13 protein-coding genes and 1 pseudogene are annotated in these 16799 nt (G+C 50.7%); 11 read left to right on the top strand and 3 right to left on the bottom strand.

Annotation, left to right across the window (positions count from 1 at the left end; translation table 11 throughout):
- The first annotated feature begins 122 nt into the window (after positions 1 to 122).
- From NDI45_RS28450 to NDI45_RS28435, 4 genes are all read left to right on the top strand, one after another.
- Complete coding sequence (locus tag NDI45_RS28450; RefSeq protein WP_348249776.1) at positions 123 to 326, top strand: hypothetical protein; 204 nt, start codon at positions 123 to 125, stop codon at positions 324 to 326.
- Between the two features lie 522 nt (positions 327 to 848).
- Positions 849 to 1700 carry a hypothetical protein gene (locus tag NDI45_RS28445; RefSeq protein WP_348249775.1) on the top strand — a complete coding sequence of 284 codons (852 nt, stop codon included), beginning with the start codon at positions 849 to 851 and terminating at the stop codon, positions 1698 to 1700.
- Between the two features lie 37 nt (positions 1701 to 1737).
- Entirely contained in the window at positions 1738 to 1905 is a 168-nt protein-coding gene (locus NDI45_RS28440) for a hypothetical protein (RefSeq protein WP_348249774.1), read from the top strand.
- Positions 1906 to 2239: 334 nt separating this feature from the next.
- Positions 2240 to 3979: an alpha/beta hydrolase gene (locus NDI45_RS28435; protein WP_348249773.1), complete on the top strand. Its 1740-nt coding sequence runs from the start codon at positions 2240 to 2242 to the stop codon at positions 3977 to 3979.
- A 267-nt stretch (positions 3980 to 4246) separates the two neighbouring features.
- Here the strand turns inward: NDI45_RS28435 and NDI45_RS28430 are convergent, their stop codons facing one another.
- On the bottom strand, positions 4247 to 4771 hold the full coding sequence (locus NDI45_RS28430; RefSeq protein WP_348249772.1) for a phosphatase PAP2 family protein: 525 nt from the start codon (positions 4769 to 4771) through the stop codon (positions 4247 to 4249).
- Positions 4772 to 5978: 1207 nt separating this feature from the next.
- Here NDI45_RS28430 and NDI45_RS28425 point away from each other — a divergent pair.
- The 7 genes and pseudogenes from NDI45_RS28425 to NDI45_RS28395 all read left to right on the top strand — a co-directional run bounded on the left by NDI45_RS28425 (position 5979) and on the right by NDI45_RS28395 (position 13775).
- Positions 5979 to 6518 (top strand): PRC-barrel domain-containing protein, encoded by a 540-nt coding sequence (locus NDI45_RS28425; RefSeq protein WP_348249771.1) that lies wholly within the window; start codon positions 5979 to 5981, stop codon positions 6516 to 6518.
- A gap of 90 nt (positions 6519 to 6608) precedes the next feature.
- A complete protein-coding gene (locus tag NDI45_RS28420; protein ID WP_348249770.1) occupies positions 6609 to 7478 on the top strand; it encodes a DUF2382 domain-containing protein in 870 nt (289 codons plus the stop codon).
- A 168-nt stretch (positions 7479 to 7646) separates the two neighbouring features.
- Positions 7647 to 8825: pseudogene (locus tag NDI45_RS28415) on the top strand (IS256 family transposase); the annotation flags it as partial.
- A 312-nt stretch (positions 8826 to 9137) separates the two neighbouring features.
- Entirely contained in the window at positions 9138 to 9689 is a 552-nt protein-coding gene (locus NDI45_RS28410; RefSeq protein WP_348249769.1) for a helix-turn-helix domain-containing protein, read from the top strand.
- 36 nt (positions 9690 to 9725) lie between these two features.
- Positions 9726 to 10958: a transposase family protein gene (locus NDI45_RS28405; RefSeq protein WP_348249768.1), complete on the top strand. Its 1233-nt coding sequence runs from the start codon at positions 9726 to 9728 to the stop codon at positions 10956 to 10958.
- Positions 10955 to 11578 carry a TniB family NTP-binding protein gene (locus tag NDI45_RS28400; protein WP_348249767.1) on the top strand — a complete coding sequence of 208 codons (624 nt, stop codon included), beginning with the start codon at positions 10955 to 10957 and terminating at the stop codon, positions 11576 to 11578. Before NDI45_RS28405 ends, NDI45_RS28400 begins: the two co-directional genes overlap by 4 nt.
- Before the next feature lie 67 nt (positions 11579 to 11645).
- Complete coding sequence (locus NDI45_RS28395) at positions 11646 to 13775, top strand: hypothetical protein (RefSeq protein ID WP_348249766.1); 2130 nt, start codon at positions 11646 to 11648, stop codon at positions 13773 to 13775.
- A 90-nt stretch (positions 13776 to 13865) separates the two neighbouring features.
- Here the strand turns inward: NDI45_RS28395 and NDI45_RS28390 are convergent, their stop codons facing one another.
- A complete protein-coding gene (locus NDI45_RS28390; protein ID WP_348249765.1) occupies positions 13866 to 14174 on the bottom strand; it encodes a hypothetical protein in 309 nt (102 codons plus the stop codon).
- Positions 14175 to 14673: 499 nt separating this feature from the next.
- Positions 14674 to 16799 (bottom strand): protelomerase family protein (locus tag NDI45_RS28385; protein ID WP_348249764.1); only part of this gene is annotated, 2126 nt, incomplete at its 5' end.

Here is a 16799-nt window from a genome sequence, read left to right as displayed (position 1 = left end):
CTTTGTAGGACACGCGGTTTATTTTGAACTTGAGCATAGTTGAGCATGGTTCCTCGCTGCCTCACTCTTGTCAGGTCGTGCGTCAAACTCTATCTTATTTCCGATGAAGTCTAGTATATGGTGTGCCGCCAGTCATTGTTGCGATTTTATACCTCCCCCTGATCGCAACCCTGCTCTCAATTGGATTGCCGTTGGTTACCGCATTAAGCTGGAAAGATAAATACTGGTCTGGGCTGAAACGATGGCACTATTCCTTAATTACCTTGGCTGCCGCCATTTTTGTTCTCGTTTTACTTTATTGGAATCTTTTAGGATTTCAATTTTAGCTGAATTGGTCGCGACATCGAGGCAGTTTTAAAGGATGAAGAATTGAAAGCTGGGCTACTCTCGGCTCCTAATCAAGGCTAATGTATGCATGAAAACTCCTATCAATATAGCTCGGTCCTTCACGCCTCATTAATCCTTCAGTATTAGAGATTTTGAGTCTTCAATTATTTAGCTTTTCTGTTAATAAAAGGACGTCTTACAAAGCAGCTACTATCTCTTAAGGATTGTATTCAGGCTTGCTGCTAGTTTTTCCACTGTTTCTTCACAATTGAACTTTATCTTCAAATCATAGCCAATAGCAATTCGTTTCTAGGTAGGTTCAATTATTTTTAGGAAGTGAACTTTGAGACTGTAATTTAGAGCAGACGAGTTATTTCCACACTTCTAAATCCATTTTCTATTCCATGGAACCTGGTCATCACATCAACCTAGCTATTGGAGTAATCATCAAGAACAACGGCTTAGAAAAGGATGAAGATGCTGTAGCCAATGTTCTGTTAAACAGCAGAAAGGAGTAAACGATGATGAATCGACTTTCAGATTTTTGGCAAGCTATTTCTCGTAAAAAAATTCGGATAGAAGCGATCGCGGCTGCATTCCTTGCTGTTCTTCCCGCTCTTTCCATTACGGAGAGAGCCGTTGCTCAAACTTCTACCCATCAATATCTAAATAGCCAGAACGCGACAATCGACGATATTGTTGATAACCCAGCCGCTTACACGGGTCGTTTAGTGACAGTTCGCAGCGAACCCGAGGAAACGGGCGATCTGCAGTCCTTTCTTCTGGACGACACAGATGGCATTAACCTTTTTGGTCTGGACTTTGATGATGATGAACTGTTAGTGTTCAACTACTCTGGTGCACCGATCGCCCTGCCAGAGGAAGACGATGTTGAGATTCAAGTAACGGGAGTTGTGCGTCCTTTCATTCGGGCGGAAGTTGAGCGGGAATTAGGAATCGCGCTTGATCCTGAAATTTATGCGGAGTATGAGTATGAACCCGCAGTATTCGCTCAATCATTGGCTTATGCTCCCGACCCCGATGATGTCACGGATGAGCCAGAAAAGTTTTATGGCCGAGCAATCGCAGTTGAGGGCAATATTGATGACATTTATAGCCCTTATGCCTTTAGCTTAAATGATCCGGACTTGTTTGAAAGCGGAGATGTGCTGGTCATTAATACCAGTCCACAACGTTCCTCGGAAGAAGGCGCAAGCGTTGTTGCAGTGGGTGAACTTCGTCCCTTCATCGCAGCGGACCTTGAGCGAAACTTGAACCTGGGTGTCGATTTAGGACTACCAGGAGACGTGGTAGCAGAATACGAACAGCGACCTGTGTTGATTGTTCGTGAAGTCTATCCATTGCCAGAGTAAGAACAGCAAGAGACACAAAATAAAAAGGAGAAAAACGATGAAGCGTAACTTGATGCAAAAAATTGCTCCCTGGCTGGTTGCAGGAGTAGTTACGATGGGTGCCGTTGCTTGTGAAGCTGGTTATGAGCGGGAAGTTGGAGAAGAAGGCATTGGAGAAGTGGAAGGAGGGGTAGGCGAAGAGAGGGAGATTGAGGAGGAAGATTAATATTTTGAATTAGCATCTGTCTAGCACTGTCTACCCTTCTCAAAGAATTCCTTCAAGAAGGCTTGTGGCGAGAAAAATTTATCTCATCACTCCTTCAGGAGTGCCGGACAGATTTCTATTCAAGTAGAGCAGAAATTGATGAGTATTGTGCAATGCATTTGAGACTCATACCAATTCCTTTATAACGCTGCATAGAACAAGGGGTGTAGGGCATCTTTCCCCTGTGGCAAACCTAAACAGGAACAAGACCCCTGCACCTCACTTCTCTGTACTTCATCCGCTTAAAAAAGGCTGTATTTCAAATGTGGAATGGAAATGGTATCAGTGTAAGGAGATGAAAACCTTTAGAAAAAAGTTATCCCTCTGGCGACTGGGGTTAGGGCTTTTTGTTGGAAGTTTGCCTACATTTGCAGTTCGTCCAGTTTTCGGAGCAGAGCATATTTCTCTCTCTTACGGAGTCTTCCAGCAGTCTATTTCGATCGGCGCTCTCGAATCTTACGCAGCGACAGGCAAGCCAAATGGTGCTTTCATGGCTTTTGCCCATTTTTCGAAGCCTGATCAGTTAATGCAGCTACGGCAAATTCTAACAGCTCGTGTTCCCCTCGATTCTGATAAATTTAGACAGTTCCTCCATACAGCGATTGGTGAGCAGTTTGTCCGTGATTTAGCGGGTCTGATTCAATCGAATGAACCTCAATTAAGTATTTCCACACTGCGATCGGCATTAATTCGCGCCAGCACTGAACCAGGTGGGTTAACGCTCTTAAATGTACTGCGTCAGTTTCCAGGTGATTCGGTTGAAATTGATTTAGCTCGTAGTCTAAAACTGATCGCGGCATGGCAAACCCTGATGAATCAAACAAGTCAGGCAATTGCTCAAGTGGATCAAAAAGCAAAGCTAGAAGCTGCTACAAACCCTCTTCCCTCACCTCTCCCATCTCTAGATTTGCAATATCAGGGAAGTTTCACTTGGGAACATCAAACCTTGACCCTGACCGATCGCACCCGCAATCGGACTATCCCAGTTGACTTGTATCTGCCTCTGGCTCAAACTCCTCGTCCCATCATTGTGATTTCCCATGGCTATGGGACGGATCGAAACAGCTTGGCTTACCTGGCTCAACATCTAGCCTCTTATGGTTTTGTGACCGCCATTCCAGAGCATCGCGGCAGCAATTGGCAACAGATTCGGGCATGGTTAACTGGAGAGACAGAGGCCTTAACTCCCGCTCGTGAATTTATCGATCGTCCCCTGGACGTAAGCTATGTATTAGATGAACTAGAGCGTCTAAGTCAGCCTAAGCAGCGGTTGCAGGGGCGATTGAATTTACAGCAGGTAGGCGTTATCGGGCAGTCGTTTGGCGGCTATACAACGCTTGCGCTGGCAGGTGCAACCCCTCGCTTTGAGCAGCATGGGACCTACTGCTTAGACTGGCAAGACTCCTTCAATTTGTCGCTAATGCTTCAGTGTGAGGCGCAGACTTTGCCCCAACTCATCACTGATCGTGCTGATCCAACTGATCTTGCTGATTCAAGAGTAAAAGCAGCGATCGCAATCAGCCCAGTTGGCAGCCAAATTTTTGGACAAGCCAGCCTCAGCCAGATCAAAATCCCGGTGCTTATGATAGCGGGCAGTGCAGATAGGATAGCTCCTGTTTTATCTGAACAGATCAAACCTTTTACCTGGTTAACAACTTCCCATAAATATCTAGCACTTATTCACGAAGGCACTCACTTTTCGAGCATTGCACCCGCAGCCAATTCAGAAGTTGTCCCGCTTTGGGGATCTGACCCGGCATCTGCCCGTCGCTATGTCTCCGCTTTAAGCACCGCTTTTCTGCAAACCTATGTAGCGGATCAGCCCCACTATCGCCCTTACCTCAGTGCTGCCTATGCTGCAACAATCGGTCAAGATCCTTTGTCAGTCAGCTTAGTGCGATCGCTTTCGGCTGCTTCGTTTACTCCAGTATCCCATCGTTTTCCTCTCACAGGTTCCCTCATTATTCTTGGTGCTGGCACTCAAGCATTGGGGTTCGTCTACTTCCTGAAAACCCGTAATCGTTCTGTGTCCTGAAGATAATTATTTGATAAACCAACAGCGTTATCTTTAGATTGGAAGCGTTGCTGAATTCGAGTATGATTTGCCCCCTAGCCCCCAACTTTGGGGGGAACTAATCCTCAAAGTCCCCCAGCATTGAGGATTTAGGGGGCAATGCAGGAGCTCAATTAGGTTCTTCATATTTCGATTCAGCAACACTGCTTTGAATTAGGAGCAAAGGCAATGCTTGAACTATCGCTAGCTACTTACAACAGTGCCCCTAGAATACTCCTGCTTTAAGTGTCAGTTTGGGACGATCGCCTTAGCGCGAGTCAGGGCAATAATCACTATTGCTAACCATAAAACGCCTATAATAACGCTAGCGATAACATCCGTGATCCAGTGAACACCCAGTACCAGCCGGGAAGCAGCAATCAAGCTAATCCACAGCAGGGACAGTAGGGCAATGACCAGCTTTTCGACCCAACTGCGGGAAGCTCGCCCCCCAAGATAAGCCAGCAATCCGTAGACTGTAACCACCACTACGGCATGCCCCGATGGGAAGGAGTGCAGCCCCGATGCAGCAACTCCATTCGCAATCAAGGAGGGACGATCGCGGTTCCAGTATCCCCAGCCGATCCACACCAGGGCAAACTGCGATCCGTAAGCGGCGACCATTGTGACAGCAAGCAGGGGTTGCGATCGCGCCACCATAATTCCCACAAACACTGTTACAACAGGTAACATCCCCAGTAAATTGCCAGGCGATTCCCAGGTAATGGCACGGGAAAAGCTCATCGGGATATGTTCAGCCAGAATTGGCAGCATTCGAGCATCCCACGCCTACAATCCCTGGTCGATGTGTCCTTTAACATAAAGGGTCATGGCAAAGGTCATCGCAGCGCAAATCCCTAAGCCTAGAGCTAGAATGCCAGCCCATCGCTGCCAGGCTTGACTCGGTAAGCGGTGGCTATCCTGCCAAAAGCGATACCATCCCGTTTTGAAAACCTGAAGTGAAACCTAGCGTGTCATAATTTGCTCTTATTGTAACAATATTGTGCCTTACTCTAGTTTGAGCAGACACCCCTCTTCAGCAGACTGATCTTTGAATGTATCGATCGCTCAGTTGTGCTGCAAGTTTTTCGTGACGCAAACGTCGCCATCCAACATATCGGTTGAGCAACTACTCCAAAGATTGTTTCATGACGCAGTTTGCACTAGAGAGTGAGGCAACACGGCTGACCCTACCAGTTTTGGCTCTGCAGGATGCATCCGTATGTCTCAGTTTCTCCCCGATTTCCCCCCGATTTATTTTTAAGTTCTCCTCCGTCGGTTAATACAATAATGCTCAGGCTGACGATAGGGGCAGCATCCCCTTACATCCGCATAGAACTAGACTCCCGATCATGACCTCTGGTCGGGAGCTTTTCTCAGCCGGGCACTAAGCTTTAAAGGTTTACTAAAAGCCGCATCGTTTATGCGATCGCAAGAAATAAAAGCACCAAGCTGAATGGAATTCTTCTCATGCCGTAACGTTTCATTCGTCCGCTCTAATCACTGTGTTTTATCTTTACCAATAGAATGTGCGCTCTCTGGCGGCAATACTCGCTCGTATCCATCCCAGTCATCAGTATTAAACTTGTTTGCAATCGGTCTTTCCTTCAGTACTCATCACGAATTGCTCAATGAATGCATACTACCGGGTAGTTCTTTTGCTGCATACAATTCAGGGAATTTTTAGAGAGGAACTGAAGCAGAGCTGAAATGCTAACCGATTTTCTTCCGTTTTCTCTTCTACTTCTCAACCTAGATGTAATAAACTGTCATCAGTATTGAACAATTAGTCGAATTAATTGTAGTGAGTCTCCTCATGTCGAGAAAAACAGCTATCCAAAATTCGGTCTAAATTGAAACAGAATCCTGGATATCTTTCCTGATTCCTTATTTTAGGTTTAACAGCAGGATTAACCGGAAAAGAATTTACCAAAACTTAGAACCATACACATACACAAGACTATGCCTAAGGAGGTACATAGTGGCTCTCGTAAAGATCAAAGATTTTGACCCGCGATATGCTCAGATCCTGGGTAGTAGAGATATCACCCGCTACAGCTTGTATTCTGACTTGACCAATGAGGAGATTGGCAAGGTCAAGGATATATTGGTGGATGAAGACAACGGTGAGTTTCGTTATCTGATTATTGATATTGGCTTCTGGATTTTTGGTAAGGAAGTCTTGCTGCCTATTGAGCGTGCTCAGTTCAACTTCGGTAAACAGCGAGTTTACACCAAAGGACTGACAAAAGAGCAAGCAGATAATCTGCCTCGCTTTGATGAATCACTGAGAATTGATGACGCCTACGAAGAAAACCTGAGGAAAACCTACGGCTCTCATCCATTGAACACAACGATTGCTCCACTAGGAAACTCAGCCATACCGCTTGTTCCCTTTTCGCCAATTACGATCGGAGCACTAGCTTCCCTTAGCTACCCTAACATAGCTCCTACAGCGGGAACAGGCTATGTAAGAACCGATAGAACCAATCAAACATTTATCGATCCCCATAATCTGTAGAAGTATTCTATAGCAAGGTGATTTGAACGAGAAAATGCTTAATGTAAGAAATGAATACGGTGTACAACAAATTTAAGGAGATTGTGCAAGATGTCTTTGATGAAACTTGAGGATTTCTACCCTGAGCATCCAGACTTTTCTTCTAATAAAATAAACCCTAGCCTGGATGATATTAAATCCTATGAAGTCTATGCTCAAGGTGATGAAAAAGTAGGTTCCATGCATAACATTCTGGTAGACGATCAAACAGGAGAATTCCGCTATTTTGTCGTTGATACAGGCTTCTGGATTTTCGGCAAAAAAGTTCTGCTACCTGTGGGTCTGACAACCTTTGATTCCCCGAATCAGCGCGTCTATGCGCTCAATCTAACCCGTGATCAGGTTGAAGCTTTGCCTAAGTTCAGTAACCTGGAAGAAATCGACTACGACTACGAGGAAGAAGTGCGGGGTGTTTATCGTCCGTCAAGCAATACCGCAACTACCTCGACTGCAACGAGTATATCTACAGCCGCTGACAAAACTTACGAGCGCGATACCTACACCTATGAGCGCGATTCTAATTTGTATGGCATGAACGAGCGCGATCACCAAACGCTGAAGCTGTATCAGGAACGCCTGATTGCCAACAAGCATCGTCAGAAAACAGGTGAAGTGGCGATCGGCAAAACGGTTGAAATCGAAACTACGCACGTTGCAGTCCCCATTGAGAAAGAGCGCGTTGTCATTAAACGCAAGACTTCAGGTCGGATTGTCACAGATAATATGAGCGATGCTTTCCGGGAAGATACAGTGCGAATGGAAGTCTACGAAGAAACACCGGATATCCGCAAAGAAATTGTGTTGCGTGAGGAAGTTACGGTTCGCAAGGAAGTCAATCGTGACACTTTGACTGCTGATGAAACGCTGCGCCGTGAAGAGCTAAACATCGATAATGACGGCGCCCCAATCGATAAGTTCTAGGAATTCCATCGCCTGGAATTGGGATACCTTTCCAAAACTGGAAGCAAAAAGGCAATTGAGGCGATCATGGAATGGCTACTTCCTTTACTGAGAGGGAGCGATCGTCTCGAGACTGTTCTGAATTTTGTGTAAGCGGTCTAAAATCCCAGTAATTCAGGAGACCGCATCATGGCATGGAAGAAGAAAGAGACCAACCACGTTGATGAATTGCTCGATGACCTGTTGGCAGATTGCCAGCCCCCCGAGGATATCCTGGGCGAATCCGGTTTACTCAAACAACTGAGCAAATGACTGATTGAACGAGCCTTAGCAGGGGAGTTGAACCACCACCTCAAGTTGGAGACCCACGAGCTTGACGATCCCGCTTCAGAGATCACACCTTGAGGAAATAGCTGTAATGGCTACTCGAAGAAGACCGTTCAGTCAGACCACGGTGAGATGGAACCTGCGATCCCCCGCACCCGCAAGGGCGAGTTTGAACCCGTGCTGGTGCCCAAACACCAACGCCGCATTAGCCGGACTCGATGAGAAGATCCTGGTGTTGTATGCACGGGGATTGAGCACCCGAGATATCAGTGCCCAGCTGGAAGAACTCTATGGGGTGAACATCTCACCCGCCCTAATTAGCGAGGTGACCGATAGCGTCAGCGACGAGGTGAAAGCCTGGCAGGTGCGTCCTTTAGACGAGGTTTACCCCATCTTTTACTTAGACGCCCTGTACGTCAACACCAAGGTCTCCGGGCGCATGAGCAAACGAGCGGTGTACGTGGTTTTGGGCGTCAACCATGAGGGCAACAAGGAACTATTGGGGTTGTGGATTGGAGAAGCAGAAGCAGAAGGAGCGAAGTTTTAGCTGAAAGTGTTGACAGACTTGAAAAATCGAGGGTTGAAGGACATTCTACTTGCCTGCTGTGATGGGTTAGTGGGGTTTCCCCAAGCCATCGAGGCACTCTATCCCAAAACTCAGGTTCAACTGTGTATCGTGCATCTGATTCGTAATTGCCTGCGCTACGTTCCCTAGAAGGACAGCAAAGCCGTTGCGGCTGACCTGAAACCGATTTATCAAGCGGCTACCCTTGTGGAGGCAGAGGCTGCCCTCGATACCTTTGCTGCCCAGTGGGACCACCTTTACCCAGCGATTAGCCAGATCTGGATTCGGACTGGGATCATATCATCCCCCTCTTTGACTACCCGATGGATATTCGCAGAGTCATTTATACGACCAATGCAATCGAGTCGCTGAATCGCTCATTGCGTAAGGTGATTAAGACCAAAGCGGTGTTCCCCGATGAAGAGTCGGTATTCAAGTTAATGTATTTAGCAATGAACAATATTGCCAAGCGATGGTGTCGCGTACGGCGATAACTGACCGTGATCCGCCGCTCTTTGACCTTGATCGATCGAGGGTGGAATGCTGACTGGGAGGGGATTTGAGTTATGTAACACGCCTTTTTTGGGTCGTCCCGCGCTAATTGACCGCAGATTGAGGGTTTAAGATTCCACGGTATTTGACCGCGCCTTTGGGAATTTGCTTGGGTTGTAACGGATTAGATCGAGATGTTGAGCGGGGTTGAGAATCTGGACTCAATGAAACCGTTCCACGCTAATTGACCGCGCTCCCCCTATAATCAGTGACATTCTTTCGATCGAGGTTGCGCGATGGACCCTGCAACCGAACTGATTTCAGTCTCCCCTGCCGCTGCTCCTGCAACGCAGCTTGCTCTGCGGTTGCCTGAAACGGATACAGACGATTCGTGGTTGATCGTCGATGGCAGCAGCGAACTGCCGGATTATGTGCAACAGCGAATGCGTATAATTCAGCAGCTATTAGCAGCACGCGGGACGAAAACATATACGCAAGTGCAGCGGCAAGCTGCCCGCAGTTTAGGGATTAGTGTGCGGAGCCTGCGACGACTGATGAAAGCGTGGCAGGAGTTAGGCGTTGCTGGGTTGTCACGTCAACCGCGATCAGATCAGGGCAGCATCAAAGCTAGCCAGGAGTGGCAGGATTTCATCGTGAAAACGTATAAGGATGGCAATCGTGGGAGTCGGCAAATGAGTCCGGCACGGGTTGTCGTTCAAGTACAGGGGCGTGCCCAAACGCTTGGGGTGAAGGACTACCCTGGACGCACAACCGTTTATCGCATTTTGCGTCCACATATTGAGAAAGTTCAGCAGAAGCGATCGCATCGCGCTACGGCGCTCGCGTAGCGGGCAAGCCGATCGCTGGGTTGGCGACAGGATCGATTGACGCTGCATACGCGGGAAGGATTAGCGATCGCGATCGAGTGGTCAAATCAAGTGTGGCAGGTGGATCACACCCGCGCTGATGTGTTGGTCGTCGATCAAAGCGGAGTGGTATTGGGGCGACCGTGGTTAACGATCGTGGTAGACACCTATTCACGGTGCATTATGGGCATTCATCTCGGCTTTGATGCGCCGAGTTCCGCCGTCGTATGTTTAGCCTTACGCCACGCCATTATGCCCAAGCAATATAGTTCCGCCTACGAATTGCAAGGGAACTGGGGGACGTATGGATTGCCGCAGTATTTGTACACCGATGGGGGCAAAGACTTTCGCTCGCAGCATCTAGAGCAGGTCGCAACGGAACTAGGAATTGTGCTGTGTCTGCGGCGCAAGCCTTCAGATGGCGGGATTGTGGAGCGACCCTTTGGCACGTTTAACACGCAGTTTTTCTCGACTCTCCCTGGCTATGTGAACAGTAACGTGACTGAACGATCGCCCGTTGCCGAAAGCGAAGCCTGTTTGACGCTGATGCAGCTAGAGCAAATGCTGGTGCGTTACATCGTGGATCACTACAACCCGGCAGTTGATGCTCGGATGGGGGATCAAACGCGGATTGGACGATGGGAAGCGGGACGCATTGCTCAACTCCCCTTGCTCGGTGATCGAGAGCTAGATTTGTGCCTGATGCGACGCGACCAGCGCAAAGTGTATCGCAGTGGTTATGTTCAGTTTGCGAATCTGACGTATCAGGGCGAGCATTTAGCGGCATATGCAGGAGAAACCGTGATTCTGCGATATGACCCGCGCGACATCACGACGGTCTTGGTCTATCAGGTGAAGGGGGCAAAAGAAGAGTTTCTGACTCGCGCCCATGCTCAAAGCTGGGAGACGGAAACCTTGTCGTATGCAGAAGCACAGGCAATTAGTGAACGGAAACGCGAAGCAGGCAGAGCGATTAGCAACCGATCGATGCTGGAGGAAGTGCGGGATCGCGAGACTCGCATCAAGAAGCTCCAGAAGCAGCAGAAACAAAGTGGGAACCCTTCTGCAACCCCAGACGTTGCGGTGATTGATGCTGCAATTGATGTCTTGGCGGTTCAGGTGAGTGCGACCGTAACCGAACCTGTTGTCCAGCCGGAGCCAGAAGTTGGGATAGAGAAGCCGAAGAAACCCGTGCCGTATGTGCGGGTGGTGGACTATGAAGAGCTGAAACGAGGAGCAGGGTTGCTATGACTTTAGAGGGTCGAGAACAGATCACGTTACCTGTGCGACCGATCGAGCCAGGGGCGCAAGAGGAGATTGCCCGGCTCCAGCGGCAATGTTTTGTGGAATTAGCGACGGTACAGCAGTTCCACGCCTGGTTAGATGATAAGCGGCAGTGTTGGCAGGCTTGTCGGGTGATTGGGGACTCACGCACAGGGAAAACTATAGCCTGTGAGGCGTATCGGCTGAAATATGCGAGCCAAACTGCGAGTGGAGATGCCCCAATCGTACCTGTGATCTACTGGCACGCGACCACAGAGACGGGGCAGCGAGAACTGTTCGTGGGACTTTTAGAGCATTTGAAATATCGTATTACCAACGGCACAATTTCTGATTTGCGCGAGCGGGTGTACCGATTGCTGCGCTCGTGTCAGGTGGAGATGATCATTCTGGATGAAGCGCATCGGTTTCGCCCCAAAACCTTTTCTGAGATTCGGGACATCTTTGATCTGTTGGGCATTGCGGTCGTGCTGGTGGGAACGGATCGCCTAGATGCCGTGGTGCGACGGGATGAACAGGTGCATAACCGCTTCATGGCGTGTCACCGCTTCCCCACGAAATGCGCAACGCCTTCGAGAAAAAAGGGATAGGGAGTAGGCGTAGAGGGGATTTTGGGATGAGATAATCAGGTGAAGGGAGAAAAAGGGCGAGCGGGAAATGGGGAGTGTAGAGATCGGGGTGGAGGGGAGCGGGGAGAAGCGGATACCGGAGTGGTTAGGGGAGGCAGTGTTGTATGGGAAGTACTGGAGCGAGAGTGGTTTAGTGGATCGGTTGGGATCGCGGGTGAAAGTGAATCGCGGGCGGATGGGGCAGTACGAAGTGAAGGATTATGTGCTGCTATTGAATAGTTATGCGATCAGCGGAGAAGCGAGCTTAAAGGAATATTTCAAAGTCAGAGAGCCGGTGAGCGAGCTGCTGATGGGGCTGTGGGAGCGAGAACGGTGTCCGGTGGCATCGAGTTTAAGCCGATTTTTGAGGGATGTGGACGATCGATCGGTAGAAGCGCTGCGAGGATTATTTGAGGAAGAGATGGGGCAGAAGGGCATCCGAGTACGAGCGGGGATGTGGATGACGGATCGGATGGGGAACCGGTACTTAATGTTCGATGTAGACGGGACGGTGAAAGCGGTGAGGCAGCGGTATGTGAGCGAGAGCGACCGCTATCCTAGAGCGCGACGACGAAGTGCTGAGGTGAGCAATCCAGGGTATCGGGGACGGAAACGGGGAGAAGCGGTGCGAACGCGAACGACTGTAGCGGTGGCGCATACGAGCGAATGGATCGGGAGCTATGGGAGTGCGGGGAACGGAGATGTAGCGGGAGACCTGGGACGGTCGCTTGCGCGGATGCAGGGCTACCTGGAGACGCAGAGCTTGCGAGTGAGTCATGGCATCGTGCGGTTAGACGGATTGTATGGCAGCCCGAAGCTGGTGAGTCAAGTGCAGCAGAACGGGATTGGCTACCTGATGCGGAGTCGGGATTATTCGTTATTGAAGCATCCGGTGGTGGTTGCCCGAATGCAGGAGACAGAGGGATGGGAAGCGGTTGAGGGGCGGGAGTTGGAGCAACGGAAGGACATCGGATACATCGAAGACGCAGGACGCGGGTACAGCAGCCCGTTTCGATTAATTGTCGTCCGGACTCCAGAAGCGCAGCACAATGGGCGGATCGGGAAACGATACAAAGGGCAAGTGTATGAACTGTTTATCACGTCGCAATCGGCATCGAGCTTGCAGAGCGGCGACGTGCTGAGCCTGTACTTTGGACGGGGTGGGTTTGAGCGGCGGCTGAAAGAGGAAGATGAAGAGCAGGAAACGGATCGCTGGTGCAGTTGGAGTGGGAGCGGGCAGGAATTTTGGCAGATCTTGAGTCAATGGGTGTGGAACTGGCGGGTGTGGATGGGATGGCAACAGGCAGAAAGCCCGCCGGTGCGACAGACGTTGTGGTCCGAGGTGAAAGCGTTACCGGAAGTGGAGCGGCTAGAGAGTGAGGAAATGCTGCCCTTGTCGTTATGGTTATTGCGGGAGCAACACTGCCCGGTGAAAGTGCCTGCCGGGAAAACACCGCCTACGCCGATGGTAGCGAAAGCGTGGGAGCGGTATGGACCGTTCGAAATGAAGACGGAACGGGTTGGGGAGGCGGGTGAATTGAAACGGTATGGGAGTGAAGACTTTCAAGTGATCGATGCTGAGAGGGTAGTGTGTCCAGCGGGGTATGAGATGAGTCAGAGTTCAAGCCGGCAAGAAGAGAACGGGGATCGTCGGTATCAGTTCAGCTTAAGTGGGACGATTTGTCAGAAGTGCGAAGTGAAAGGGCGATGTTTATCGCCGCAGACGCAGGGAAAAAGCGGCAAACGAGTGAGCGTGGTGCAGCGGCAGTATCGAGCAGACCCGCAAACGATCCGGATATGCTCAGCGTTTGTGCGGTCGGTAATCGAGCGATTATCAGAGCCGAACATTAGCCCGCAGGCGATCGTCTGGCGAGATATAGCAGCGACGCAATTACGGCGGGAGTGGCGGCAGCAGCTAGCGGGGCATGAGATAGAAATCCAGCTTCTTCCGTCAGAGACGAAACGAGATGAGCCGGGTGCAGTTGGGATGCAAAGTCGTCACCAGCGAGAACATCATCGACTGAGCTGGGAGGAACGCGAGGAACGGAATCGGCGGGACCCTGATGCGCTGCGCTGGAAAGTGATGCTATGGGATGGGGTAGAGACGCTGGTACAGGCACTTCAGCGTTTAATAGCGCAAAAACCTGGTGTCAGCGAAGTCAGTGCGGTAACCGGTTAAGTGCTGGGATGGATGTCGCTTAACGCGCTTTTTATGGTCGTTCAGGGATTGAGGGTTTGTAAGGTTTTCAGTCTAACCTTACAAAATTCATTAGAGATAAAGGTTCAAAGCCGCTACTCCTTGCTCGAACGATTGGTAGATCGCTTTCAATTCCTCTTTTTCCTTGCCTCGATTATGGTGGGGGTTAGTGGTTTGCATGTCATCGTTGTGTTGATCGATCGCGTGTGCGACATCGGGGTGGTCATCGAGCCAGGGTTTGACTTTAGTCGCGGGGTTTGTTCCGGACATTTGAGCGATCGTGTTTCCAGAGATAAACCAACGGTCATTGGGGTGGGTGCATTGTTGGTTATGGTGCATCAAGGCTTGCACCGCTAGAGCAATGCGTTCTTCGGGCGACATTTTGGTGGAGGCTTTGGGCTTACGCTCAGGTTGCTGCTGGGGTGGTTGAGCAATCTGAGCGGGGCTGTCAGGTTGATGTGGAGCGACCGCGACGCGCTACGGCGCGAGCAAGAGCGGCAAGCCGACCCGCAAGCTTGCGGTAGCGTGAAACGATCGCCCCAGAGACTTTGGGAGAAAATGGACAGGGGGTCGCTAAGGGGCAGGGGGATGCCAACCGGCTGCAACCCAGCGTCGTCGGGCAACCACAATGGTCGGGTGATTAAGTTGCAGAGCGAGGACGGTCGCCCGACCGATTGCAGATCTGCCCTCAATGCGAGTCCCATTGTCACTTAACGCGCTTTTTAGCCTCGTTAACAAATTAGACTTCCACATGTCCGATCGCTAGAAGTATTGCTGTATATAGCTTTCAAGGCGATGCAGTGGAATTAGCAGATTTAACAGATTAAGCGTCCGAAAATTCAGGCAAGAAATTAACACATTATTTGACCGTTTCCGCGTGTTACTCAAATTGCCGTGCGATCGAGTGCAGTTCTTCGATCGCCTTACCCTCAGTGAACTGCTGATAAATGGTTTTCAACTGGGAGCGATCCTTCTCTTTGCCATTACTCCTGGCATTAAGCCCGATCGATGTGTTGTGCTGGTCAATCTGGCTGACCGCGTTAGCGTGGCTTTGCAGCCAGGGAGTGACGACTAAGGCGGGATTTGCCCCAGCGGCGGTAGCGATGATATTACCCGATAAATACCAGCGATCGTTGGGGTGGGTGTTGAGGTTGTGATGCATCAGAGCAGAGATCGCCAGTGGGACACGATCGGATGGCGATAGCTTCCCTGCCGGTGGTCTACCTGGAGCCGGGCGTTGAGTCGGTGCAGGCGGTTGTGCAGGTGGTTGTGCGGGTAGCTGGCTCACCGATTGTTGCTGCTGAGGCGATGCTGCTTGGGAGGCAGGCGTGGGAGTAGACTGGATGCCTGCCCATTCTTGAGCCGTCGCAGCAATGGTCTGGAGCCTATCGTTCGCTTGCTGGAGTTCGGCGCGGAGGCGATCGATTTCCTGCTGTTGCTGTTCAGTCTGCTGGCGCAATTGCTCAACCTCCGTTCCCGCTTGTCCAGCATTCATTTGCTGTTTGATAGCAGCCAGTTCTTCCAGCAGCGGAGCAAGCAGTTCACTCGGGTTCGGTGCAGCCGGAGCCGGTGTAGGCTGAGCGGCAGCTTGCAGCACTTGTTCGAGTAGAGATTGATAGCCCGCTCGGACGGGTGCATCGATCCCCAGGCGATCAGCAGCAGCCGTCAAATCGACCACATTCACGCGCAAGTCGCGATAGCGGGGTCGGTTGCGCTTAGGCTTGCTCGGCTGCTCAGTCGCCGCCGGTGCGAATTCGGGCAGCGGTGCTGTCGTCGATCGCGGCTCCGGTTCCTGGTCAATCAAAGTTTGCAAATGGGTCGCGATCGTCTCAACCTCGTGCTGAGTTGGGGACATTGCTTCTTCCTCATCGGGAGTGGGGTCAAGTACTGGGGTGCTAGAATCCAGGCGATCCGCCTCTGGCGACTGCGCGAAGCGGTCGTTCGCTTGCTGCTGAGTGTCTAGCTGTTGTGGGGTCGGACTGGGTAGGGGATTCGCCATCAACTTGATCCCCGTCACCGTAATTGGCTTACCCTGGTCATCCACCAAGCGATAGCCGAAATAGTGAGCAGTTGAACTACTGTTGGCAGCATCGCGCATATCAGCGGCAGCGACGTGCCCTAAGTAGAACTGCAACCATCGCTGCTCATTCACCCCCTGACCCGGAAGCCAGTAGTGGATCGCGACCCTGGCATAAGCCGCCCGGAGTCGATGGATCGACACGCTTTGGAATCCCGGCAGCAGCGGCAGAATTTGAGTGTCCTGGAAGGAGCGACGCACCCGCGTGTTCACCCTCGCTCTGAACGCAGCCACCTCCTGATCCTCGCTCTTGAGTCCTGCCAGCGCTTCAACTGGAAGCATGGCCCGAAAGCGGTCGATCGCCTCCTTCACCTGAGCAGCCGGAAGCAGAGTCAAAATGGCATACTCTACAGGGTCAGCCTTCTTGAGTTGCCCGTCAAACATCAAAACGTAAGAGTGCTGGGTCGTGCTGAACTTGCCCGACACCACAACCTCTGTATGCCTGCGTCCCGTCACCGCAGCGATGCCCACTGCCAGCGTTTCAGGTTCTTCTGATTGCAGCAGTTCAGCTGCTTTTTGGAGATAGCGATCGGGGTTGAACGGCTGGGGGGTGTCCTGTCTCTGGTTGTTGCCAACGTGGGTCTGTTTGCGGTTCGCCACATAGATCGCGTTATCATAGCGCATCAAATCGTAGGCAAGATGATTGAGCAACTGAATCGGCTCACCCGTCCGTTGTTTGTGTCCGTTGAACCGGTAAGAAGTCTCGTCCGTCATCGGCAATTTTCCCTGCTCAGCTGCCTGGGCAATCGCCTTACGATAGGCAGAAAGATAGTTCGTCGTGCTGTTCGTGCCAGCCCCATACCCAGCTTCTAGCAGTTCGATTTCATCGCGGCACAATTTTTCGATCGCCTTTGCCGATCGGAGAGTTTGCAGTTGATCGATGAAGTCTTGCACCAGCACAGCGCGCTCCTCAGTGCTAAGCTTTCTCT

This window comes from Leptolyngbya sp. GB1-A1 (genome assembly GCF_039962475.1).
Classification (GTDB): domain Bacteria; phylum Cyanobacteriota; class Cyanobacteriia; order Elainellales; family Elainellaceae; genus Leptolyngbya_A.
The sequence above is the reverse complement of the archived record's forward strand: the minus strand, read 5'-3'. Positions and strand labels throughout refer to the sequence as shown.